This window comes from Kitasatospora purpeofusca, from assembly GCF_036010405.1.
In the GTDB taxonomy this organism is placed as follows: Bacteria; Actinomycetota; Actinomycetes; order Streptomycetales; family Streptomycetaceae; genus Kitasatospora; species Kitasatospora purpeofusca.
In genome coordinates this window covers 2,741,876-2,764,324 of the sequence record NZ_CP108561.1, presented here as the reverse complement: position 1 = coordinate 2,764,324, position 22,449 = coordinate 2,741,876, and the positions used below count along the sequence as shown (strand labels likewise).

The 22,449-nt window shown below is 74.2% G+C and carries 19 protein-coding genes; 9 read left to right on the top strand and 10 right to left on the bottom strand.

Annotated elements, in window-relative coordinates:
* Positions 1-179 precede the first annotated feature (179 nt).
* Positions 180-731 (top strand): uridine kinase family protein, encoded by a 552-nt coding sequence (locus OG715_RS11825; protein WP_266274837.1) that lies wholly within the window; start codon positions 180-182, stop codon positions 729-731.
* Positions 732-1,036: 305 nt separating this feature from the next.
* Positions 1,037-1,993, top strand: a complete 957-nt coding sequence (locus OG715_RS11820; protein ID WP_266274839.1) for an aldo/keto reductase — start codon at positions 1,037-1,039, stop codon at positions 1,991-1,993.
* Positions 1,994-2,014: 21 nt separating this feature from the next.
* Here the strand turns inward: OG715_RS11820 and OG715_RS11815 are convergent, their stop codons facing one another.
* The 4 genes from OG715_RS11815 to OG715_RS11800 form a co-directional block, all read right to left on the bottom strand.
* The gene (locus tag OG715_RS11815) at positions 2,015-2,710 is read right to left on the bottom strand and encodes a GNAT family N-acetyltransferase (RefSeq protein WP_266274841.1); all 696 of its coding nucleotides are present in this window, start codon (positions 2,708-2,710) and stop codon (positions 2,015-2,017) included.
* A gap of 74 nt (positions 2,711-2,784) precedes the next feature.
* Positions 2,785-3,474 carry a nitroreductase family protein gene (locus OG715_RS11810; protein ID WP_266274843.1) on the bottom strand — a complete coding sequence of 230 codons (690 nt, stop codon included), beginning with the start codon at positions 3,472-3,474 and terminating at the stop codon, positions 2,785-2,787.
* 82 nt (positions 3,475-3,556) lie between these two features.
* On the bottom strand, positions 3,557-5,194 hold the full coding sequence (locus OG715_RS11805; protein ID WP_266274844.1) for an ABC-F family ATP-binding cassette domain-containing protein: 1,638 nt from the start codon (positions 5,192-5,194) through the stop codon (positions 3,557-3,559).
* Between the two features lie 170 nt (positions 5,195-5,364).
* Positions 5,365-6,648 (bottom strand): hypothetical protein, encoded by a 1,284-nt coding sequence (locus OG715_RS11800; RefSeq protein WP_266274846.1) that lies wholly within the window; start codon positions 6,646-6,648, stop codon positions 5,365-5,367.
* Between the two features lie 526 nt (positions 6,649-7,174).
* Between OG715_RS11800 and OG715_RS11795 the strand changes: the two genes are divergently transcribed.
* Entirely contained in the window at positions 7,175-8,782 is a 1,608-nt protein-coding gene (locus OG715_RS11795; RefSeq protein ID WP_266274848.1) for an ABC-F family ATP-binding cassette domain-containing protein, read from the top strand.
* Positions 8,783-8,785: 3 nt separating this feature from the next.
* Here the strand turns inward: OG715_RS11795 and OG715_RS11790 are convergent, their stop codons facing one another.
* Entirely contained in the window at positions 8,786-10,366 is a 1,581-nt protein-coding gene (locus OG715_RS11790) for a S41 family peptidase (protein WP_266274850.1), read from the bottom strand.
* Between the two features lie 237 nt (positions 10,367-10,603).
* Between OG715_RS11790 and OG715_RS11785 the strand changes: the two genes are divergently transcribed.
* Positions 10,604-10,816, top strand: coding sequence for a hypothetical protein (locus OG715_RS11785; RefSeq protein WP_030391175.1), 213 nt, complete (start codon positions 10,604-10,606; stop codon positions 10,814-10,816).
* A gap of 29 nt (positions 10,817-10,845) precedes the next feature.
* Entirely contained in the window at positions 10,846-11,217 is a 372-nt protein-coding gene (locus OG715_RS11780) for a toxin Doc (protein WP_266277301.1), read from the top strand.
* Between the two features lie 30 nt (positions 11,218-11,247).
* On the opposite strand, the gene OG715_RS11775 is transcribed toward OG715_RS11780, so the two are convergent.
* The 4 genes from OG715_RS11775 to OG715_RS11760 all read right to left on the bottom strand — a co-directional run bounded on the left by OG715_RS11775 (position 11,248) and on the right by OG715_RS11760 (position 15,362).
* Positions 11,248-11,910, bottom strand: coding sequence for a Pr6Pr family membrane protein (locus OG715_RS11775; protein ID WP_266274852.1), 663 nt, complete (start codon positions 11,908-11,910; stop codon positions 11,248-11,250).
* 172 nt (positions 11,911-12,082) lie between these two features.
* The gene (locus OG715_RS11770; RefSeq protein ID WP_266277303.1) at positions 12,083-12,769 is read right to left on the bottom strand and encodes a response regulator; all 687 of its coding nucleotides are present in this window, start codon (positions 12,767-12,769) and stop codon (positions 12,083-12,085) included.
* 68 nt (positions 12,770-12,837) lie between these two features.
* Positions 12,838-14,214: a sensor histidine kinase gene (locus tag OG715_RS11765; RefSeq protein WP_266274853.1), complete on the bottom strand. Its 1,377-nt coding sequence runs from the start codon at positions 14,212-14,214 to the stop codon at positions 12,838-12,840.
* On the bottom strand, positions 14,211-15,362 hold the full coding sequence (locus OG715_RS11760; protein ID WP_266274855.1) for a hypothetical protein: 1,152 nt from the start codon (positions 15,360-15,362) through the stop codon (positions 14,211-14,213). Before OG715_RS11760 ends, OG715_RS11765 begins: the two co-directional genes overlap by 4 nt.
* Before the next feature lie 206 nt (positions 15,363-15,568).
* Here OG715_RS11760 and OG715_RS11755 point away from each other — a divergent pair, with 206 nt between their 5' ends.
* The 4 genes from OG715_RS11755 (at position 15,569) to OG715_RS11740 (ending at position 21,566) form a co-directional block, all read left to right on the top strand.
* The gene (locus OG715_RS11755; protein WP_323182257.1) at positions 15,569-16,855 is read left to right on the top strand and encodes a CaiB/BaiF CoA transferase family protein; all 1,287 of its coding nucleotides are present in this window, start codon (positions 15,569-15,571) and stop codon (positions 16,853-16,855) included.
* 27 nt (positions 16,856-16,882) lie between these two features.
* Positions 16,883-18,025 (top strand): acyl-CoA dehydrogenase family protein, encoded by a 1,143-nt coding sequence (locus tag OG715_RS11750; RefSeq protein WP_266274857.1) that lies wholly within the window; start codon positions 16,883-16,885, stop codon positions 18,023-18,025.
* Between the two features lie 85 nt (positions 18,026-18,110).
* Entirely contained in the window at positions 18,111-19,325 is a 1,215-nt protein-coding gene (locus OG715_RS11745) for an acetyl-CoA C-acetyltransferase (RefSeq protein WP_266274859.1), read from the top strand.
* Positions 19,326-19,379: 54 nt separating this feature from the next.
* The gene (locus OG715_RS11740) at positions 19,380-21,566 is read left to right on the top strand and encodes a 3-hydroxyacyl-CoA dehydrogenase NAD-binding domain-containing protein (protein ID WP_266274862.1); all 2,187 of its coding nucleotides are present in this window, start codon (positions 19,380-19,382) and stop codon (positions 21,564-21,566) included.
* Positions 21,567-21,596: 30 nt separating this feature from the next.
* Here OG715_RS11740 and OG715_RS11735 read toward each other — a convergent pair whose 3' ends face one another.
* Positions 21,597-22,331 (bottom strand): MerR family transcriptional regulator, encoded by a 735-nt coding sequence (locus tag OG715_RS11735; protein ID WP_266274863.1) that lies wholly within the window; start codon positions 22,329-22,331, stop codon positions 21,597-21,599.
* Between the last annotated feature and the right edge of the window lie 118 nt (positions 22,332-22,449).

The following is a 22,449-nucleotide window of genomic DNA, read 5'->3' as shown; positions in this document are numbered from 1 at the left end:
GGGGGAGGTGCGCGGTGCTGAGGACCAAGCTGGACTAGACCACCTGGGCACGTCAAGAACCTTCGGGGTATCGGAGCAGGCTCCCAGGGGGCCTTACGCGGACGTTAAGGTTCCGGCGGGAGGATGCGAGCGAGTGCGGAGCCGGGTGTGCTCCGTCGGCCGAAGACGGGGAGGGCACGGTGCTGCTGACACTGACCGGCGGTGCGGGGGCGGGCAAGACGACACTGGCCGGGGCGCTCGTGGCGGAGGGCCCGGTCCGGGTCCTGCACGGGGACGACTACTGGTACGCCGAACCGGGGCGGGGCGTGTGGGTGCCCGACGAGGCCGGGACGCTCCGGTTGGACGTCGGCGATCCGCGGTCGATCGACGGCGAGCGGTTGGACACCGACCTCGGGGCCGCGCTCGCCGCCGCCCCGGTCGTGATCGTCGAGGGCCTGTTCGCCCGTCGGGTGGCCTCGCCGCGTTCCCGCCCCCGGCTGGACGTCTTCGTGGACGTGGCGGCGGACCTCCGGCTGGCCCGCAAGATCGAACGCAAGTGCGTCGTGGGCGACTTCCCGCTCGCGGTGCTGCTGCGGAACTACGTCGAGCACCGGCGGGACGCCCACGAGCGCCACGTCGAGCCGCTGCGGGCCGACTGCGGCCTGACCGTCGACGGCACCCTGGCGCCGGAGGTGCTGGCCCGGCGCATCTGGACGGCCGCCGCCGCCGAGGCGCTCGTGCGGCGGGGCTGAGGTGAGGCGGGACCGAGTTGAGGTTCTCGCTGGCCCGGCCGAAGGTCCTCGGGCCGACGACGCCGTCCGCCCAGTCGTCCCAGGAGGAGCCCCGGTTGCTGTCCACGTAGCCGACCGAGGTGCCCGCGTGGGCGCCCGTCGTGCCGGTCGCGAGCGCGGCCACCGCGAGCCCCGCGGCGGCGAAGGCCCGGGCGCCGGTGCGGACCGTCCGCTTGACCTTGAGTGCACTCCAAGGGGCAGGCTGGTGCCCGTTGATCCGACCGTACGTCGGCGCCGCGGGGGCCGGCACCAGTGAGGAGTACGTCATGCGCAATGCCACGCTCGGCAGCGAGGGTCCCGAGGTCGGGGTCGTCGGCCTCGGCTGCATGGGGATGACCTGGGCCTACGACGTCCACAACCGGGACGACGAGACCTCGGTCCGGGTGATCCGGCAGGCGCTCGACCTCGGGGTCACGCTGATCGACACCTCCGACATCTACGGCCCGTACAGCAACGAGGAGGTGGTCGGCGCCGCCCTGGCCGGTCCGTACCGGGAGCGGGCGGTGCTCGCCACCAAGGTCGGCCTGGTGCCGGGCACCGGCGAGGAGCGGGTGCTGCGCGACGGCCGGCCCGAGCACATCCGGCGGGCGATCGACGACAGCCTGCGCCGGCTCGGCACCGACCACGTCGACCTGTACCAGCTGCACCGGGTCGACCCGGAGGTGCCGATCGAGGAGTCCTGGGGCGCGCTCGCCGAGGCGGTGGCGGCCGGGAAGGCGCGCCGGATCGGGCTGTCGGAGGTGGGCGTCGAGGAGATCGAGCGGGCGCGGGCCGTCCACCCGGTGGCCTCGGTACAGAACGAGCTCTCGCTGTGGACCAGGGACTCGCTGGCCGGGGTGCTGCCGTACACCGAGGAGCACGGGATCGCGTTCCTGCCGTTCTCGCCGCTCGGCCGGGGCTTCCTGACCGGCGGCATCGCCTCCTTCGACGAGCTGCCGGCCGACGACTTCCGCCGCGGGCTGCCGCGCTTCCAGCAGGACGCGCTGAAGGCGAACCTGGCGCTGGTGGAGCGGGTGCGGGAGGTCGCCGCGCGGGTCGGCGCGACGCCCGCGCAGGTGGCGCTCGCCTGGGTGGTCGCGCAGGGGCGGTACGTGCTGCCGATCCCGGGCACCAAGACGCCCAGGTACCTGGTGGAGAACGCGGCGGCGGCCGAGCTGGTGCTGTCGCCGGCGGATCTCGCCGAGCTGGACGCGCTGCCCGCGCCGTCGGGCGGGCGGTACTGAGGGAGCGCTCCCGGGCGGGGGCTACGGTGTCGGTCGGCGCTCCTGGACCCAGATCTGCTTGCGCCCGGTCTCGCCCGGCGCCCGCACCGGCGCGTCCACCGTCCGGTCGAGCCGGAAGCCGAGCCGGCGGGCGACCGCGGCGCTGGCGGTGTTCGCCGGGTCGCAGTGGATCTCGACCCGGTCGATCCCGGGCAGGGCGAACGCCGCCCCGGTGAGGGCCCGGGCGGCAGCGGTGGCGATGCCCCGGCCGACGTGGTCGGTGCCGACCCAGTAGCCGATCTCCAGCGCGCCCGGGCCGATCCGGCGGTGCAGGCCGAACGAGCCGATCACCCGGCCGGGTTCGGCGTCCAGGCCGACCAGGTAGATGAAGTCGGTGCCGGCGTCCCAGGCGGCCATGCCGGCCTCGGTCAGCTCGGCGGTGCGGGCGGCGGTGGGCGCCTCGGCGGCCCACTCCAGCCAGGGGCGCAGGTGGTCCAGGTTGGCCCGGACGGCGGCGTTGAGGGCGAGGCTCCGGTCGGGGGAGCGGCGGCTGAGCGTGATCCCCCCGGCCGGCCGCAGCAGTTCGGGCGGCCGGCCGGGGGTGGGTCCGCCGGGAGCGGGAGCGGGAGTGGGTACGTCGGAGGCGGGCGCGGGTGCGCCCGGAGCGGGCGCGCCGGGCGTGGACGGCGGAAGGGATCCGGACGCGGCCCCGCACGGCGGTGGCATGACGTGGTTCATGACAGCGATTATGTCGACGTCCTGTACCTGTCACCACCGCCCGGCGCCGCTTACCAGGGCTGTCCGGGGGCGCGTCAGAGGCGGATCAGTACCTCGTCGAGCTCCTTGCGCCGCAGGTCCGGCACGCGCGCCCCCTCCGCGGGGTACCCCACCGGGATGACGTACGCGGCCCGTTCCTCCTGCGGCCGTTCGCACACCTCGTTGAGGAACTTCATCGGGCTCGGCGTGTGGGTGAGCGTGGCCAGCCCCGCCTGGTGCAGCGTGGCCAGCAGCAGGCCGACCGCGATGCCCACCGACTCCTTGGTGTAGTACGGGCGCGGCGAGTGCGGGCCCTTGTGCACCTCGAAGACCACGATCACGGCCGGGGCGTCCTCCAGGAACGGCTTCTCCCAGTCGGTGCCGATCGGCGCCAGTGCGGCCAGCCACTCCTCGGAGGCCCGGTGCGCGTAGAACTCGCGCTCCTCGGCCTCGGCGGCCTCCCGCAGCCGGCGCTTGCGGTCCGGATCGGTGATCACCACGAACCGCCAGGGCTGGACGTGCGCGCCGCTCGGCGCGGTGTTGGCGGTACGGATCGCCCACTCCAGCGCACCTTCGGGGAGCGGTCGGGTCGAGTAGTCGCGGACGGTCCGGCGCTGCGCCATCACGTCGTGGAAGGACCTGCTGCGTGCCTCCGCCTCGTGGGCGGGCACGGTCATGGGGGTGAGCGGGACACTCGGGTAGGGCGTCCCCGCCACCGCGCTGTCGAGCGCTGTGCTGTCAACCATGGGCGACAGCACAGCACATGACGGCGGGCCGGGGAAGAGGTCTGGACCTCCTCCCCGGCCCGCAGTGGCTACGGAATCCGGGCTACAGCTCGCGGACCCGCCCGCCGCCGACCTCGATCCGCCGGTTCACCGCCACCGTGTCCAGCATCCGCCGGTCGTGCGTGACCAGCAGCAGCGTGCCGGTGTACGAGGCGAGCGCCGACTCCAACTGCTCGATGGCGACCAGGTCCAGGTGGTTGGTGGGCTCGTCCAGCACCAGCAGGTTCACCCCGCGCGCCTGGAGCAGCGCGAGCGCCGCCCTGGTCCGCTCGCCGGGGGAGAGGGTGTCGGCGGGGCGCAGCACGTGCACGGCCTTCAGCCCGAACTTCGCCAGCAGGGTGCGGACCTCGTCCGGCGCGAGCTCCGGGACGGCGGCGGCGAACGCCTCCAGCAGCGGCTCCCCGCCGAGGAACAGTCCGCGAGCCTGGTCCACCTCGCCGACGACCACGCCGGAGCCCAGCACGGAGCTGCCGGAGTCGAGTTCGAGCCGGCCCAGCAGGGCGGCCAGCAGCGTGGACTTGCCCGCGCCGTTGGCGCCGGTGATGGCGACCCGGTCCGCCCAGTCGATCTGCAGGTCCACCGGGCCGAGCGCGAAGCCGCCGCGCCGGACGGTGGCCCCGCGCAGGGTGGCGACCACCGAGCCGGAGCGGGGGGCGGCGGCGATCTCCATCCGCAGCTCCCACTCCTTGCGGGGCTCGTCGACCACGTCCAGGCGCTCGATCATCCGCTGGGTCTGCCGGGCCTTGGCGGCCTGCTTCTCGGTGGACTCGGTGCGCATCGCGCGCCCGATCTTGTCGTTGTCGCTGGACTTGCGGCGGGCGTTGCGGACGCCGTTCTCCATCCAGCCCCGCTGCATCCGGGCCCGGGCCTCCAGGCCCGCCTTGGTGTCGGCGTACTCCTCGTAGTCCTCGCGGGCGTGCCGGCGGGCGGTGGCGCGCTCCTCCAGGTACGCCTCGTAGCCGCCGCCGAACAGGTTGACCTGGTTCTGGTGCAGGTCGAGCTCCAGCACCTTGGTCACCGTGCGGGCCAGGAACTCGCGGTCGTGGCTGATCACCACGGTGCCGGCGCGCAGGCCCTTGACGAAGGACTCCAGCCGCTCCAGGCCGTCCAGGTCGAGGTCGTTGGTGGGCTCGTCGAGCAGGAAGACGTCGTAGCGGGAGAGCAGCAGCGAGGCGAGGCCGGCCCGGGCCGCCTGTCCGCCGGAGAGCGCGGTCATCGGCAGGTCCAGGGAGATCTTCAGGCCGAGCGAGTCGGCGACCTCCTCGGCGCGGTCCTCCAGGTCGGCGCCGCCCAGTTCCAGCCAGCGGTCGAGGTTCTCCGCGTAGGCGTCGTCGGCGCCGGGGGCGCCGTCCACCAGGCCCTGGGTGGCCTCGTCCAGGGCGGCCTGTGCGGCGGACACACCGGTGCGGCGGGCCAGGAAGTCGCGGACCGACTCGTCGGCGCGGCGCTCCGGCTCCTGCGGGAGGTGGCCGACGTTGGCGGAGGCGGGGCTGAGCCGCCGCGTACCGCCCTCGGGGGTGTCCAGGCCGGCCAGCAGGCGCAGCAGGGTCGACTTGCCGGCCCCGTTCACGCCGACCAGGCCGATCACGTCGCCGGGGGCGACGACCAGGTCCAGGCCGGAGAAGAGGGTGCGCTCGCCGTGGCCGGCGGCGAGGTCCTTGACGACGAGTGTGGCGCTCATGATGTCGTCGATTCTAGGCGGGCCGGGGAGCGCGCGGGGCGCGGGCGGGGGCGCGGGCCGGGCGGGTGCCGTCGGAGGTGCCGTCGCCGGTGCCGCCGGGAACGCCGCCGGGGGCGGCGGCACACGGGGTGCCACCGCCCCCGGCGGGGGAGTTCAGCGGGTGACCGGGGTCACTTGCTCTTCTTGGAGAAGTACTCCAGCGCGTGCTGGGCGACGTCGTCCAGGTACGGGCCGGCCTCCCAGGTGTTGTCGGAGCCGCCGATGGAGGTGTCCGACACCAGCACCTGCTTGCCGTCCTTGGTGGTGAACCAGCCGCCGCCGCTGTCGCCGCCGCTGCCGTTGCAGCCGGTCATCAGCATGGTCGGGCGGGACGCGTCCATCGAGCGGCGGGCCGGCTTCCCGGCCTCGCAGTGCTCCAGCTCCATGCCGTCGAAGGGCTTGGCGGCCGGGTAGCCGTAGGTGCTGACCGAGGCGATCTGCTCGCGCGGGGCGTTGAACCAGACCGGCACCGAACCGCCGACGACCTCCTCCAGGGACTTGGCGCTGCCGTCCGGGTTGGCGACCTTGAGGATGCCGAAGTCGTACTGGCTCCACGGGCCGCCGTTCTCCGGGTCGGCCTCGGCCGTCCACTGCGGGGCGACCATGCCCGCGACGGCGCCCCACTCGCCGTACGGCTCGGCGTCGGCGAGGGTGCCCTGCTTGCCGGCGCTCACCGCGCCGCTGCTGTTGAAGGCCGGGGCGAAGGTGATGTTGGTGTGGTACTTGCCGCCCTTGCCGCCGTGCAGGCAGTGGCTGGCGGTCCAGACGAGGTTGCTCTTCCCCGGGTTGGCGGGGTCGGAGACGACCGTGCCGGAGCAGACGTAGTCCTGCTTGCCGTCCTGGAAGAACAGCTTGCCGTTGACGTGGGCCGGCTTGGCGAACGGGTGCGGGAGGGGCTTCATCTCGACCAGCTTCGGCTGCGGGTCGTTCTGGCTGCCGCCGCCGTTGCCGCCACCGCCGGTGCCGCCCGGCTGGGTGGGGGCGCCACCGGTGGGCTGGGCCGCCGTCGGCTGCGCGGTGGGCTGCGCCGGCGGCTGGGTGGTCGGCTGGCCCGGCGCGGCACCGGTCGGCTGCGCGGTCGGCTGGCTGCCCGGGCCCGGCTTGTAGGGCTTGGCCTTGAGGATCTTCTGCAGGTCCCAGAAGCCCTTCACGGCCGGGGAGACGACGTTCTGCTGGGCCCACTTGTCCCAGTCGTCGAAGCTCCACTTCTTCAGCTCGTCGGCCGTCGGCAGCTTGATCGGCGGCAGACCGCCCGGCTTGTCGGTGGCGCCCGCGGTGGCCGCGGCGGTCGTCCCGACGGGAGCCCCGGCGGTCGGGTCGCTGTTGTCCGGGCCGCACGCGGTCGCGACGACCATCGTCAGTGCGACGACGGAGGCGCCCAGCGCGGCACGCGTCGCCCGGGATATCGATGACATGATGTTCGGTTCCCCCTGTGAATGCACGCCACGGATGTGAGTGCCCGCCACCGACCGTGCGGCGGACGGGCCGCGGGTGTGACGGGAGTGGCAGGGGAGGAGTCTGCCATGCGCGGCGGACGGGTTCCGGCCGTCGGCCGTTCCGGGCCGGGGCTGTCACCGGATCGGCACGTGATCGGCACCGAAAAAACCGGTTGCACACGGTCGGGACGCCTCCGTAGCGTGATCCCTGCCACCCGCCAGAACAGGAGAAGGCCGTTGCTCTACTGAGGTCCCGAGACACCGCCCCCGCCGCGCCGCAGCGCCTTCGCTGCCCTGCCGCAGCCCCAGTGCTGCCCGCGCGGTCCGTGAGTGTGCGAGTGCCCGACCTCAGTGGTGAGCCGGCCCGGCGTCCCCCGTCGCTCTGACGACCCGAGCCCCGTCCCGGCCCCTTCCCGGTCCCGCCCGCACCCGCGGTGTCTCGCCGTGCCGTCCCACGACCACGTCCGGTGACCGGCCGCGTCCGGCAGACCCTCGGGAGGCCTCCATGGCACAACCCACCACCTCGCTCCTCTGCACCGACCTCTCCTTCGACTGGCCGGACGGCAGGCCCGTCCTCGACGGTTTCCACCTCGCCGTCGGCCCCGGCCGCACCGGGCTGATCGGGCTCAACGGCGCGGGCAAGTCCACCCTGCTCCGCCTGCTCGCGGGCGAACTCACACCCACCTCCGGCACCGTGAAGGTGGCCGGCGAGATCGGCTACCTCCCGCAGGGGCTCACCCTGGACACCGGCCTGCGGGTCGACGAGGCGCTCGGCGTCCGGGCCGCGCGCGAGGCCCTGCACGCCGTCGAGGCCGGATCCACCGACCAGCGCCACTTCGACGCGATCGGCGACGACTGGGACGTCGAGGAGCGCGCCCGCGCCCTGCTCGACCGGCTCGGCCTGCGCCGGCTCGGCCTCGACCGCACCACCGGCGAACTCTCCGGCGGCGAGGCCGTCCTGCTGCGGCTGGCCGCCCTGCTGCTGCGCCGCCCCGACGTCCTGCTGCTCGACGAGCCGACCAACAACCTCGACCGGGCCGCCCGCGAGCGGCTCTACGAGACGGTGGCCGGCTGGGGCGGGGTGATGGTGATCGTCAGCCACGACCGCGAACTGCTCCAGCACGTCGACCAGATCGCCGAGCTGAGGGACGGCCAGGTCAGCTGGTACGGCGGCAACTTCGCCGACTACGAGCGCACCGTCGCCGCCCAGCAGGAGACCGCCGAGCGGCTGCTGCGCCACGCCGAGGCCGATGTCCAGCGCCAGAAACGGGACTTGGTCGACGCCAGGACGCGGCTGGAGCGCAGCGCCAGCTACGGGAAGAAGCGCTCGGTCACCCGCAACGATCCGCACATCGTCGCCGGCAAGCTGAAACGCCAGGGCCAGGAGACCGCCGGCCGCGTCCAGGGCATGCACGCCGAACGACTGGAGGAGGCCAGGCGCAAGCTCACCTCGGCCGAGGAGGCCGTCCGGGACGACGCCGAGATCCGGATCGACCTGCCCCGCACCGCCGTCCCGGCCGGGCGCACCGTGCTCACCCTGGAGCGGGTGCGGCTGCCGCACGGCATCACCGCGGAGCTCGACCTGCGCGGGCCCGAGCGGATCGCCCTGGTCGGCCGCAACGGCGCGGGCAAGACCACCCTGCTGCGCACCGTCGCCGGCGAGCTGGTCCCGCTCTCCGGGGTGATCACCGCCCCCGTGTCGCTGCGGCACCTGCCGCAGCGGCTGGACCTGCTCGACGACAAGCTGACCGTCGCGGGCAACGTCAAGCTGTTCGCACCGAACGCGGGGGACAACGCGATCCGGGCCCGGCTGGCCCGGTTCCTGTTCCGCGGCGGGCGGGCGGACCAGCCGGCCGGCACGCTCTCCGGCGGCGAGCGGTTCCGGGCCACCCTGGCCGCGCTGCTGCTGGCCGACCCGCCGCCGCAGCTGCTGCTGCTCGACGAGCCGACCAACAACCTCGACCTGGCCAGCGTGCGCCAGCTCACCCAGGCGCTCGCCGCCTACCGGGGCGCGCTGATCGTCGCCAGCCACGACCTGCCGTTCCTGCGCGGCCTCGGCATCACCCGGTGGCTGGAGCTGGACGGCGAGTTGAGGACGGTGGATCCGATGTGACGGTCAGCGGGGGCCGGCCCCGGCTGCCTCGGTCGCGTCGGCGGCGTCCGCAGCTCCGGCGCCCCCCGCGGAGAGGATCTTTCGCGCCTCGGTCAGGGCCGAGTCACGGCCCTGACCGAGTTCCTCCGGCGTGAACACCGGGGTGCGGACGTTCGGCGGGATGCCCGGTCCGTCGAAGGTGCTGCCGGAGCGGGTGAGGAACTTCTCGTTCGGCAGGACGGCCACGAAGTCGGCCGAGACCGGCTTGAACATGATGTCGGAGAAGACACCCTGGGTGTTCTCGCCGATCCGGACGGGTGCGGGCCGCCGCTCCGCCATCGCCTGGGTGAAGGTCTCGCCCGCGCTGACGGTGGAGCCGGCGGTCAGCAGGGCGACCGGTCCGGTGTACCGGGTCGTGCCGGCGGTGGGGCGGACCACGCTCGGCTGCGGCCGGGTGAACCGGGTCGGGTCGGCCGGGTCGTTGCGGGCCACCTTGCGGTAGGCCAGGAAGGGCCGGTCGGTGAGCCGGGAGGCGATCCGCAGCCCCAGCTCGTCCGAACCGCCGCCGTTCAGCCGCAGGTCGACCACCACGCCGTTCAGTCGCTCGGGGTGCGCCAGCAGCAGGTCCAGCGCCCTGTCCAGCTCGGCGGCGTCGTCCTGGTAGGGGCCGTCCTCGACATAGCCGCTGAAGCCGCTGACCCGCAGGTAGCCGATGCCGCCCGGGAGTGCGCCGACCCCGAGTCGGCCCCGGCCGAAGGTCCGCTCGGGGGCGAGGAGCTGGGCGGCCACCGCCCGGGCCGACAACTCCCGGACTTCGTCGGTGGGCTCCGCGGTGCCCGGGCGCAGCCCGCCGAAGACGCCGTCGTACCCGCCGCCGGGGCGCTTTCGGCCCAGCGCGGTGTGCGCGTCGCCGAGCGGTTCCAGCAGGCCCACGAGGATCTTCTGCAGCTCGTCCGTCGTGGTCCGCGGGGTGATGCCGGCCCGCGCCTGCGCGCCCTTCGCGCGCCAGTCGATGCCCTTGGCGGCGAAGAAGGGGTAGTTCTCCTCGAAGGTCGCCCAGAACCGGTCGAAGGAGGCGAGCGCGTCCTGCGGGGCGGGCTGCCGGCACTCGGCCGGGAGGCCGCCGGGCAGCCGGGTGAGATCCCTGGCGGAGGCGGCGCCGTCCTCCTGGTACACCGCCCGGTCGCGCCCCCGGGGCGTGACCGAGGACGAGGCGTACGCCTTGCCGGTCTGGCCGTACCGGACGGCGCCGTCGCGTCCCGGCGCACCGGCCTGGGCGCCGGAGTAGAAGCCCGGGGTGCAGCTGATCCGGGTCACGTCGTAGGTGGTGAAGGCCGTTCCGTGGATCTCTACGAGGATGCCGTACCCGTCCGTCCGCCAGACGCCCTCCAGCCGGTTGACGCCCGGCCGCCGCGCGTCGCCGTCCCCGTCCGGTGCGGCGCCGACGGCGCCCGCCGTGCCGATGGTCCCCGCCGTGACCGCGAGCGCGACCGCCGCGACCCCCGCCGCCCTGGCCGCCGCGCTCGCCCCGGCCGCCCCCGCCGCCCTCCGGGCCCCCGCCGCCCTCGTCGCTCCGGTCGCTGGCCTCCGCCGTGCGATACCCATGTCGTCCCCTGCCGTCCCGGGTCCGGGCGTCCCCCCGCGGAGCCTCTCCGCTGCCCAGGACCGACGGTACGGGCCCGATCGGTCACGGCACGTCAGCCTGCGGACCCGTCCCCACCGCGACCCCGGAGGTACGCTCCGGGCCGCCCGGCTCCGACCTGCGGAGCAGACGCTCCCCGAGTGCTGTCAGGGTTGTCGGCTCAGTGTCCAACTCCTGTGGGCTCCAGTACCATCGGCGCCATGCCAGCACTCAACATCGAGTACACGGAGCACGAACTCGCCGCCATCCGCGAGGCCGCCGCCGCCGACGGAAAGAGTGTCAAGGCGTATGTGCACGACTTGAGTGTGCGGGAGCAGCAGCGCCGGGTGTTCGTCTCGCACGCGGTGGCGTTCTGGAACGAGCACCGCGAGGAGTTCGACCGGGCGTTCCCGGAGGACGCGCCCGCCGCCTGAGCGGTGCCGTCACGGGAGGGGGCGCGATGATGCTGCCGCGCGTCGATCTGCGCTGGCTGCTCGACATCCAGGAGCTGGCCTCGCCCGAGGACCTCAGCGTGCGCGACTACTCGGCACTCCAGGCGGCCGTCGCACGGCACCGGGTGAACACCGCCCAGCTCGGCCACGACGCCGATCCGGCCTGGTGCGCCGCCACCCTGATGCACACCATCGTGCTGCTGCGCCCGCTGCCGCTGCGCAACAACCTCTTCGCCTGCATGGCCACCGCCGCGTACATGCACGCGGCGGGCGAGGGCGTCGATCCGCCGTACGGGGCGCTGGTCGAGCTGGCCCGGGACATCGTGGAGGGGCGGGCGGACGTGTTCGCGGCGGCAGACCGGATCCGGTCCTGGCGGATCTGAGGCCGGGCCGGTCTGACGCCTGATTCGCCGTCAGACCTCGGCCGGAGCGGAGCCGTCGCGCGTCAGCCGGGTGCGGACCAGGGTCCCCAGCCGGTCCAGCCCGACGACGACGGCGGCCAGCGCGACGAACTCGACCGTCAGCAGGGCGATCTGGCCCCAGACGTAGCCGTACCCCTTCGTGGTCGGGTCGAAGAAGAAGTACGGGTACGGCAGCGGGTAGTTGGAGAACAGCGCGTTGCGGACGAGCACGAGCGCCGCGTAGCCGAGCGGGAAGGCCAGCCAGAGCGGGATGTCCCGCCAGGAGGAGGCGTTGCGGGGCCGGAACACCAGCCAGTCGACGATCACCAGCACCGGGGTGACGTAGTGCACGAAGAACGACGACCAGTGCTGGAGCTTGTCCGGCCCGTCGAACAGGCCGGGCAGCGGGTTGGCGCCGTGCTCCAGCAGGATGTGCGAGACCAGCCCGGTGATCAGGATGTACAGGGTGGCGGCGCCGCGCAGCCGGGGCGCGGGGGCGTCGGTGGTGCCGCGTTTCAGCATCCAGTACACGGCGCCGATGAAGTAGCCGAGCACGATCACATTGCTCTGGATGGTGAAGTACACCAGCGGCGCGGTCTGCAGGCTCAGGCCGAGGCCCGTCGAGAGCACGATGCCGGCGCGCCACCAGAGCGCCGGGCTGGTCCGGACTGACATACGGCCACCAGTTCTTTCCGGGCGATACGGGAGGTATCGGACGTCGAAGGGAAGATCGCACTCTACCCGTGGGTCGGGGGGAGGGAAAAACGTTCCTCCACCTACCGGATTCCCTGTGGATGCCCCTGCGACATTCGGCCGACACCTCGGCGGGCGGCCCCGGGCGCCGGACTCAGCCCGGCAGGACGAAGCCCGACTCGTAGGCCGCGATGACCGCCTGGGTGCGGTCCCGCGCGCCCAGCTTGGCGAGCACGCTGCCCACGTGCGTCTTGACCGTCTCCTGGCTGAGCACGAGCTTCGCGGCGATCTCCCCGTTGCTCAGCCCGGCCGCCATCAGTCGCAGCACCTGACCCTCACGTTCGGTCAGCCGCTCGATCGGGGTACGGCTCCGGCCCTGGTCCGAACCCCGGCCGGGCGCCGGACGGGTGTCCCGCGCGGACGGCGCCCCGTACCGGACGGCCAACTCGCGGACGGCCGCCGGGAAGAGCAGCGAGTCGCCGCGCGCGATCAGCCGTACCGCCTGCACCATCTCCTCCGCCCGGGCCCGCTTCAGCAGGAAGCCGGCCGCCCCGGCCCGCAGCGCGTCGTACACATGGTCGTCGTGCTCGAAGGTGGTGACCACCAGGATCCGGGGCGGCTCGGCCATTCCCCCGATCAGCTGCTCGGTGGCCCGGATCCCGTCGATCCCGGGCATCCGGACGTCCATCAGCACCACGTCCGGACGCAGTTCGCGCACCAGCGGCACCACCTCGGCGCCGTCGGCGGCCTCGCCGACCACGGTGAGGTCCGGTTCGGCGTCGATGACCACCCGCAGGCCGGTCCGCACCAGCCGCTCGTCGTCGGCGATCACCACCCGCACCGGGCCGCTGCCGCCCGCCGACGCTCCCTGGACCCCCGACGTACTCCCCGACGTACTCGTCGAACCGCTCACCGCTGCTCTCCTCCCGTTGCCACCGGCAGCCGGACGGCCAGCCGCCACATCGTTCCGTCGTCCGTCGGCCCGGCCTCGCTGTCGCCGTGCAGTGCCGCCGCGCGTTCGCCGATCCCGCGCAGCCCGCGTCCGCCGCCGGGCCGGCCGGGCCGGAGCCGGTCGAGCGGATTGGTCAACTCGATCCCCACCCGCTCCTCGGCCAGCGAGACCCGCAGCCGGGCCGGTGCGGGCCCGGCGTGCCGCAGCACATTGGTCAGGCCCTCCTGGACGATCCGGTACGCCTCGCGGGAGAACCCGGGCGGCAGCCGGTCCAGGCCCGGCGCCAGCTCGGCCTCCACCGTCAGCCCGGTCCTGGCGAGTTGCCGCAGCAGGTCGTCCAGCCCGGCGAGGGTCGGACCGGCCGTCGCGGCCTCGCCGCGTTCCTCCTCGCGGAGCAGCCCCAGCACCGCGTCCAGTTCGGCGACGGCGCCCCGCGCGGTCTCCTCGATGGCGGCCAGCGCCTCCGCCGCGAACTCCGGGTCGGTGCGCAGCACCCGGGCGGCGGCCGAGGCCTGGATGCCGACGGCGCTCAGCGCGTGGCCGACCGAGTCGTGCAGTTCGCGGGCCAGCCGGTTGCGCTGGGCGAGTACGGTGGCGCGCCGCTCGGCGGCGGCCAGGCGCTCGTCCGGGGTCGGGCCGAGCAGTACGGGCGCCCAGCGGGCCAGCAGGCCGCCGAGGCCGGCGCTGGTGCCGACGATCAGCGCGAGCAGGGCGAGGCCCAGCACCGGCCCCGGCAGCGGTCCCGGTACGCCGCGGCCCTCCCAGAACCGCGTCAACTCCTGGAAGCCGTTGGGCTGGAGGACCAGCATCACCGCGAACGGCGTGCCGGTCAGCGTCATCCCGCTGACGATGCCGCCGAACGCGAGGTGCAGCACGAACCAGCCGGCCGTCCGCCGTCGGGCCGCCCAGGACCGGGCCGGTCCGGTGACCACGTCGCCCGCCCGGGCGGGCGCGCAGAGCGCCAGGGCGGCCGCCCCCTCCAGCGCCCGAACGGTCGGCACCAGCGCGGTGGCGGCGGCCATCGGGAGCGAGGTGGCGAGGGCGGCGAAGTAGAGCAGGACCTGGAGCGGGAGCCCCTTCTGCGGGTCGAGCGAGCCCAGCAGGACCGTCGACAGCAGCCAGTACGGCATCAGCAGTGCGCCGCCGAGGACCAGGTGCACCCACCGCAGCCGGGCCTGCCGCCCGAACAGGGCGCGCAGCGCGCGGCGGACGGGGCCGGTGGCCCGGCCGTTGTCAGCATCCCGGCCGTTCTCCGTGCCCGTGCCCGTGCCCGTGCCCGTACCCGTACCCGTGCCCGCGCCCGTGTGCCGGTCGGCCCCCGCCCCCGTGATCATTGCGCAGACTCTACGTCAGCTGCCCGGCCGGACCACGGGACCGCCGAGGCCCACGCGGTGTCCGGGACGGCGCGGGCCGAGGACTGCTCGGCCAGGGCGATCGCGCCCACCGCCAGGACCAGCAGTCCGGTCACCGTCTGCGCGGCCTCCACCAGGGTCATCAGGCCCGGCACCGCCCGGCGGGGGTCGGGCGCCGCCGTGAACGTCCCGAACGCCACCAACTGCCAGGATCCCCAGCCGAACAGCGACCCCGCCGCCGTCCACACCACGGCCAGCGGTCCGCGCAGCCGCCACCCCGGACGGCCCCGGAACACCAGCAGCAGCAGCGCCGCGCCGGCGGCCACCGCCATCAGCGCCGTCACCCCGTCCATCACCGCCACACCCCGGCCCCGGTACTCCTGCCACTCCAGCGGCAGCCCGGCCGTCCCTCCGCAGGCCCAGTAGACCCGGGCCGCCGCGACCCCGGCGGCGAGCGGGGCGGCGACGCACGCGAAGGCCCGTTGGGTGGTCAGGGTGGGGGAGCGGGGCAGGTCGCCGATCCGGTCGTGGCGCAGCAGTCCGGCCCAGCGCTCCCGCGCGTACAGCAGGAAGCCGGTGATCAGGGCCAGCCCCTGGACGGCGAACCCGCCGTACACCACCGGGAACACCCAGCCGCTCGGCCCGTCGTCGGTACCGGGCGGCGCCTGGTCCGGGCCGAACAGCAGGGTGGAGAGCAGGAACAGCGGCAGGGCGAGCAGGACGGTCCCGAGCAGTCCGGTCGCGACCCACATCGGGAAGGCCACCAGTCCGGCCGGCGCCCGGCGCCCCCAGGGGCGGACGAAGGAGAGGGCGAGCAGGACGGCGACGGCGTCCATGCCGAAGGTCAGCAGGTTGACCAGCCACAGGTCGTCCATGGCCTCGGCGTCGCCGGCGCCGACCGGGTGGCCGGTGAGCCAGAGCAGCTTGAGACCGAGGTAGGGCACGGTCGCCGCGACGGCCGTCCAGGTCGCCGCGGTCCGGGCCCGGCCGACCGGTGCGGCGGGGCGGGGCGCGGTGGCCGTCGCGGCGGTGCCGGGCGCGGTGGCCGGTACGCCGTTCGGGGCCGGAGCGGGCGTCGCGTCGGGCGTCGGGGCCGGGGCCGCTGGGCGGGGCGGGAGCATCGAGGTCATGTGCCCCACGGTCCCGCGGGCCCGGCGGCCCGCGCGTCCTCCGGAGACCGGATCAGCCTCCCCCGCCGGGGGGATCCGGGCGGGCCGCGACCGTCCTGGCGGACGAGGGCCGGAGGTCTTGTTACCGGCCGGTCGCTTGCCTATCATCGCGAGTGTTACAGCTTTACTGTCAGACTTCGTCGATCCTCGGAGGGGCCGTGGCGCCCGTGGGTGACAGCGGTGTGCGCGGCGGCGGTGGCGTCGGCGCGGGCGGTGGTCCGGGCGGGCCGCTGGCCGGGGTCCGGGTGGTCGAACTCGCCGGGATCGGCCCCGGACCGTTCGCCGCGATGCTGCTGGGCGACCTCGGCGCCGACGTGGTCCGGGTGGACCGCCCCGAGCCCTCGCCGCTCGGCATCGAGCCGGTGTACGACATCGCCAACCGCAACAAGCGTTCGGTGGTCGTCGACCTCAAGGCCCCCGGGGGGCCGGGGCAGGTGCTCGACCTGGTCGCCCGAGCCGATCTGCTGATCGAGGGGTACCGGCCGGGGGTCGCCGAGCGGCTCGGGGTCGGGCCGGAAGCCTGTCTGGCCCGCAATCCGGCGCTGGTCTACGGGCGGATGACCGGCTGGGGGCAGCACGGGCCGCTGGCCGCCAGGGCCGGGCACGACATCGGGTACACGGCGGTGGCCGGCGTCCTCGGCCTCGTCGCCCCGACGTCCGCCGCGGCTGCGGCCGACCCCGACGGGCCGCCCGCCGTCCCCGCGAACCTGCTCGGCGACTACGCCGGCGGCTCGCTCTACCTGGTCGTCGGCCTGCTCGCGGCCCTCCACCACGCCCGCGCCACCGGCGCCGGACAGGTGGTGGACGCGGCCGTCGTCGACGGCGCCGCCCACCTCACCGCCGTCCTGCAGGGCCTGCTGGCGGGCGGCCGGTGGCAGGACCGGCGCGGCGTCAACCTCCTCGACGGCGGCGCGCCGTTCTACGCCGTCTACCCGGCCGCCGACGGCGGCCACCTCGCGGTCGGCGCACTGGAGCCGCAGTTCTACGCCGAGTTCGCCCGGCTGCTGGAGCTCGGCCCGGACGCGCCCGGCCAGTGGGACACCGCCCGCTGGCCCGAACTGCGGGCCCGGATCGCCGCGCGTTTCGCCACCCGCTCCCGGGCCGCCTGGGAGGCCGTCTTCGCCGGGTCGGACGCCTGCGTGGAACCGGTGCTGACGATGCGTCAGGCACACGCGCACGAGCACCTGGCGAGTCGGGAGACCTATGTCGAGGTGGACGGCATCACCCAGCCGGCCCCCGCGCCGAGGTTCTCCGCCACGCCGGGCGCACTGCGCCGCCCGCCGGCCCGCCCGGGCGCCGACACCTCCGAGGTCGCCCGCGACTGGGGTGTGCCCTCGCTCGCCGTCGAGCCCGTCGAGCCCGCCGAGTACGCCGGGCCCGCCGGGTCCGCCGAGTCGACCGGTGCGGCGGAGCCCGTCGGTCCAGCCCGCACCCCCGCACCGCCGACCGTCTGAACCCGCCGCCCTCCCAAGGAGTTTGCCGTGCAACGCGACCTCTTCACCGACGAGCACGAGGACTTCCGCGGCACCGTCCGGGCGTTCCTCGCCAAGGAGGTGCTGCCGCACTACGACCGCTGGGAGAAGGCCGGCATCGTGGACCGCGAAGCCTGGCTGGCGGCCGGCCGGCAGGGGCTGCTCGGCCTCGCCGTCGACGAGGAGTACGGCGGCGGAGGGAACGCCGACTTCCGCTACGCCGCGGTGCTGGCCGAGGAGTTCGCCCGGGCCGGGGCGTCCGGGCTGGCGATCGGTCTGCACAACGACATCATCGGCCCGTACCTCACCTCGCTCGCCACCGAGGAGCAGCGCCGCCGCTGGCTGCCCGGGTTCTGCTCCGGCGAACTCGTCACAGCCATCGCGATGACCGAGCCCGGGACCGGCTCCGACCTCCAGGGCATCCGTACCCGGGCCGAGGACCGGGGGGACCACTTCCTGCTCAACGGCGCCAAGACCTTCATCTCCAACGGGATCCTCGCCGACCTGGTGATCGTGGTCGCCCGCACCACCCCCGAGGGCGGCGCGCACGGCCTCGGCCTGCTGGTCGTCGAACGGGGCATGCCCGGCTTCGAGCGCGGCCGCAACCTCGACAAGATCGGCCAGAAGGCCCAGGACACCGCCGAGTTGTTCTTCGAGGACGTCCGCGTCCCGAAGGAGAACCTGCTCGGCGAGATCGACCAGGGCTTCCTGTACCTGATGCGCAACCTCGCGCAGGAGCGGCTCACCATCGCCGCCGCCGCGATCGCCGGCGCGGAGTACCTGGTCGAGATCACCACCGAGTACGTCAAGGGGCGCGAGGCGTTCGGCCGGCCGCTGGCGAAGCTCCAGCACGTCCGCTTCGAGATCGCCGAACTGGCCACCGAGTGCGCCGTCACCCGCGCCTTCGTGGACCGCTGCATCACCGAGCACAACCGCTACGCGCTCACCCCGGCCGACGCCTCGATGGCGAAGTGGTGGGCCACCGAACTGCAGAAGCGCACCGCCGACCGCTGTCTCCAACTCCACGGCGGCTACGGTTACATGACCGAGTACCCAGTGGCCAGGGCGTTCACCGACGGTCGCATCCAGACCATCTACGGCGGCACCACCGAGATCATGAAGGAGATCGTGGGCCGCTCCATCCTCGGCTGAGACCCCGGCCGGCCCCGGCCCCTGGCCCTCGGGCCGCCACCTCAGCTCCCAGCTCCCAGCACCCCGCCCCGAAAGGCTGCCCACCGTGACCACCGAAGCGTACGTCTACGACGCGATCCGCACCCCGCGCGGCCGGGGCAAGGCCACCGGCTCGCTGCACGGCACCAAGCCGATCGACCTCGTCGTCGGCCTGATCCACGAGATCCGCCGCCGCTTCCCCGGACTGGACCCGGCGGCGATCGACGACATCGTGCTCGGCGTGGTCAGCCCCGTCGGCGACCAGGGCTCCGACATCGCCCGGATCGCGGCCGTCGCGGCCGGTCTGCCCGACACGGTGGCCGGCGTCCAGGAGAACCGCTTCTGCGCCTCCGGCCTGGAGGCCGTCAACATGGCCGCCGCCAAGGTCCGTTCCGGCTGGGAGGACCTGATCCTGGCCGGCGGCGTCGAGTCGATGTCCCGGGTGAAGATGGCCTCCGACGGCGGCGCCTGGTTCGCCGACCCGATGACCGCCTACGAGACCAACTTCGCCCCGCAGGGTATCGGTGCCGACCTGATCGCCACCATCGAGGGCTTCTCCCGCACCGACGTCGACGCCTTCGCCGCCGAGTCCCAGGCCCGCGCCGCCAAGGCCCAGGCCGACGGGCTGTTCGACCGGTCGGTGGTCCCGGTCCGCGACCGCAACGGCCTGGTCGTCCTGGAGCGGGACGAGTTCATCCGCCCCGGCACCACCGTCGAGACCCTGGCCGGTCTCAAGCCCTCCTTCGCCGCGATCGGCGAGGCCGGCGGGTTCGACGCCGTCGCCCTGCAGAAGTACCACTGGGTGGAGGCCATCGACCACGTCCACCACGCCGGCAACTCCTCGGGCATCGTGGACGGCGCGGCCCTGGTCGCCATCGGCAGCCGCGAGATCGGTGAGCGCTACGGGCTGCGGCCGCGCGCCCGGATCGTCTCCGCGGCCGTCTCCGGCTCCGAGCCGACCATCATGCTCACCGGCCCCGCCCCCGCCACCCGCAAGGCGCTCGCCAAGGCCGGGCTGACCGCCGCCGACATCGACCTGGTCGAGATCAACGAGGCCTTCGCCGCCGTCGCGCTGCGCTTCGTCCGGGAGATGGGCTTCTCCGCCGAGCAGGTGAACGTCAACGGCGGCGCGATCGCCCTCGGCCACCCGTTGGGCGCCACCGGGGCGATGCTCATCGGCACCCTGATCGACGAACTGGAGCGGCGCGAGCTCCGCTACGGCCTGGCCACCCTCTGCGTGGGCGGCGGTATGGGCATCGCCACCGTCATCGAGCGCGTCTGACCCGCGCCCCCGAGACCTCCTCCCTTTCCGGCCCCTTCAGGAGACCAGAACCCCATGAGCGACACCGGCGACACCACCACCATCCGCTGGGAGCAGGCCGAGGACGGCGTGGTCACCCTCGTCCTCGACGACCCCACCCAGTCCGTCAACACCATGAACGAGGCGTTCACCGCCGACTTCGAGACCGTCGTCGCCCGGCTGGCCGGCCTCGGCGCCTCCGGCGGGCTGCGCGGAGTGGTGATCACCTCCGCCAAGAAGACCTTCTTCGCCGGCGGCGACCTGAGGATGCTCTCCGCCGCCCGTCCGGAGGACGCCGCCGCCGTCTTCGAGAAGTCGATGCGGATCAAGCGCGCCCTGCGCACCCTGGAGACGCTCGGCCTGCCGGTCGTCGCCGCGATCAACGGCAGCGCGCTCGGTGGCGGCCTGGAACTCGCCCTCGCCTGCCACCACCGGATCGCCCTGGACAACCCGGCGAGCCGGATCGGCCTGCCCGAGGTCACCCTCGGCCTGCTCCCCGGCGGCGGCGGGATCGTCCGCACGGTGCGGCTGTTCGGCATCACCGACGCCCTGCTCAAGTTCCTGCTGCAGGGTCGCCAGTACCGCCCGGCGCAGGCCCTCCAGCACGGTCTGGTCCACGAACTCGTCGCCACGCCCGCGGAGTTGGCCGAGCGGGCGCGAGCCTGGATCGAGGCGAACCCGGCCCCGGTCCAGCCCTGGGACGTCAAGGGCTACAAGATCCCCGGCGGCACCCCGAGCACCCCGGCCTTCGCCGCCAACCTGCCCGCCTTCCCCGCCAACCTGCGCAAGCAGCTGGCCGGCGCCCCCTACCCGGCGCCGCGCAACGTGCTCGCCGCGGCGGTGGAGAGCGCCCAGGTGGACGTCGACACGGCGATGGCGATCGAGGCCCGCTACTTCACCGAGCTGGCCTGCGGGCAGACCAGCAAGAACATGATCCAGGCCCTCTTCTTCGACCTCCAGGCGGTCAACTCCGGTGCCGGGCGGCCCGCTTCGGTGGAGAAGCGGACGGTCCGCAGGGTCGCCGTGCTCGGCGCGGGGATGATGGGCGCCGGCATCGCCCACGTCTGCGCCGAGGCCGGGATCGAGGTGCTGCTCAAGGACGTCACCGTCGAGGCCGCCGAGTGCGGGAAGTCCTACTCCGAGGGCCTGTTGGCGAAGGCGGTGGCCCGGGGCCGGCGCACCGGGGCGCAGCGCGACGAGGTGCTCGCCCGGATCACCCCCACCGCCGACGCGGCCGACCTGGCCGGCTGCGACGCGGTGATCGAGGCGGTCTTCGAGAACCCGGAGCTCAAGCACAAGGTGTTCCAGGAGATCGAGGGGATCGTCGCCCCCGACGCGCTGCTCTGCTCCAACACCTCCACCCTGCCGATCGGCCTGCTCGCCGAGGGCGTGCAGCGCACCGCCGACTTCATCGGGCTGCACTTCTTCTCGCCGGTCGACAAGATGCGGCTGGTGGAGATCATCCGCGGGCCGCAGACCGGGGACGAGGCGCTGGCCCGGGCCTTCGACCTGGTCCGGCAGATCGGCCGGACGCCGATCGTGGTCAACGACTCGCGCGGCTTCTTCACCTCGCGGGTGATCGGCCAGTTCATCAACGAGGGCGTCGCCATGATCGGCGAGGGCGTCGAGCCGGCCAGCGTCGAGCAGGCCGCCGCCCAGGCCGGTTACCCGGCCAAGGTGCTCTCGCTGCTCGACGAGCTGACCCTCACCCTGCCGCGCCGGATCCGCGACGAGTACCGGCGCGCCGTCGAGGCGGCCGGCGGCGCGTGGACCGCCCACCCGGCGGACGCGGTGGTGGACCGGATGGTGGACGAGTTCGGCCGCCCCGGCCGCAGCGGCGGCGCCGGCTTCTACGACTACGACGAGAACGGCACCCGGGGCCGGCTCTGGCCCGGTCTGCGCGAGCACTTCACCCGCGCGGAGGTGGACATCCCGTTCGAGGACCTCAAGGAGCGGATGCTCTTCAGCGAGGCCCTGGACTCCGTCCGCTGCCTGGAGGAGGGCGTGCTCACCTCCGTCGCGGACGCCAATGTCGGCTCGATCCTCGGCATCGGCTTCCCGGCCTGGACCGGCGGTGTGCTCCAGTACATCAACGGCTACCCGGGCGGTCCGGCCGGTTTCGCGGAGCGCGCCCGCGAACTCGCCGCCGCGTACGGGGAGCGGTTCGCGCCGCCCGCGCTGCTGGAGCGGATCGCCGCCGAAGGGCGCACCTTCACCGACTGACCCCCGCCCTCCCCGCCCTCCCCGCTCTCCTCACCCGGGCGGGGCGGTCCGACCGTCCTCGGCGGCCGCCTCGCCCAGCTCCTCCCGCAACGACCGCTGGAACGCCGTGACCAGCGCCTGCGCCACCATCGGCTGGATGTGGTCGGTGAGCGCCTTCATCCGCTCCACGTCGTCCGGCTCCGGCTCGCTCTCCCGGTACGGCTTCCACACCGTCTCCCGGAACAGCCGGTGCAGCTCCCGCGCGGTCGCCCGGCTGTGCTCCACCACGACCGCGCGCGCGGCCAGCAGGGTCTCCAGCGGGATCGGCACGTCCAGGATCCGCACCCCCAGCGGGAGCAGCCCCGGGTCCACCCGGAACACCTCCGGGTCCGCGGTGCGCTCCACCGCCCCCATCGCGGCCAGCCGGTCGACCTGCTCCTCCGACAGCCGCCGCCCGGCCCGCCGCTCCACCTCCTCGCGACCCGCCTCCTCCGGCACCTCGGGCGTCCACGAGGCCACCAGCGCCCGGTGGATCGCGAGGTCCAGCGGGGTGGAGTCCTGCGGCAGCCGCGCCAGGTACCGCTCGATCGCGGCCAGCGTCAGCCCCTGCCGCTGCAACTCCTCGATCAGCCCCAGCCGGTCCAAGTGCTCGGCCCCGTACCACCCCACCCGCCGGGCCCCCAGCACCGGCGGCGGCAGCAGCCCCTTGGTCCCGTAGAACCGCACCGTCCGCACCGTCACCCCCGCCCGCGCCGCCAACTCGTCCACCGTCAGCCGCACCTCCACCCCCGCCTCCCACCTCGTAGCACCACCACTGTGACAGCACCAGTGTGACACCACTGTCCCACCCGGTCCACGCCCCCGAACACCCCCGAACGCCTCCGGGCCCGGACTCCGATGTCGG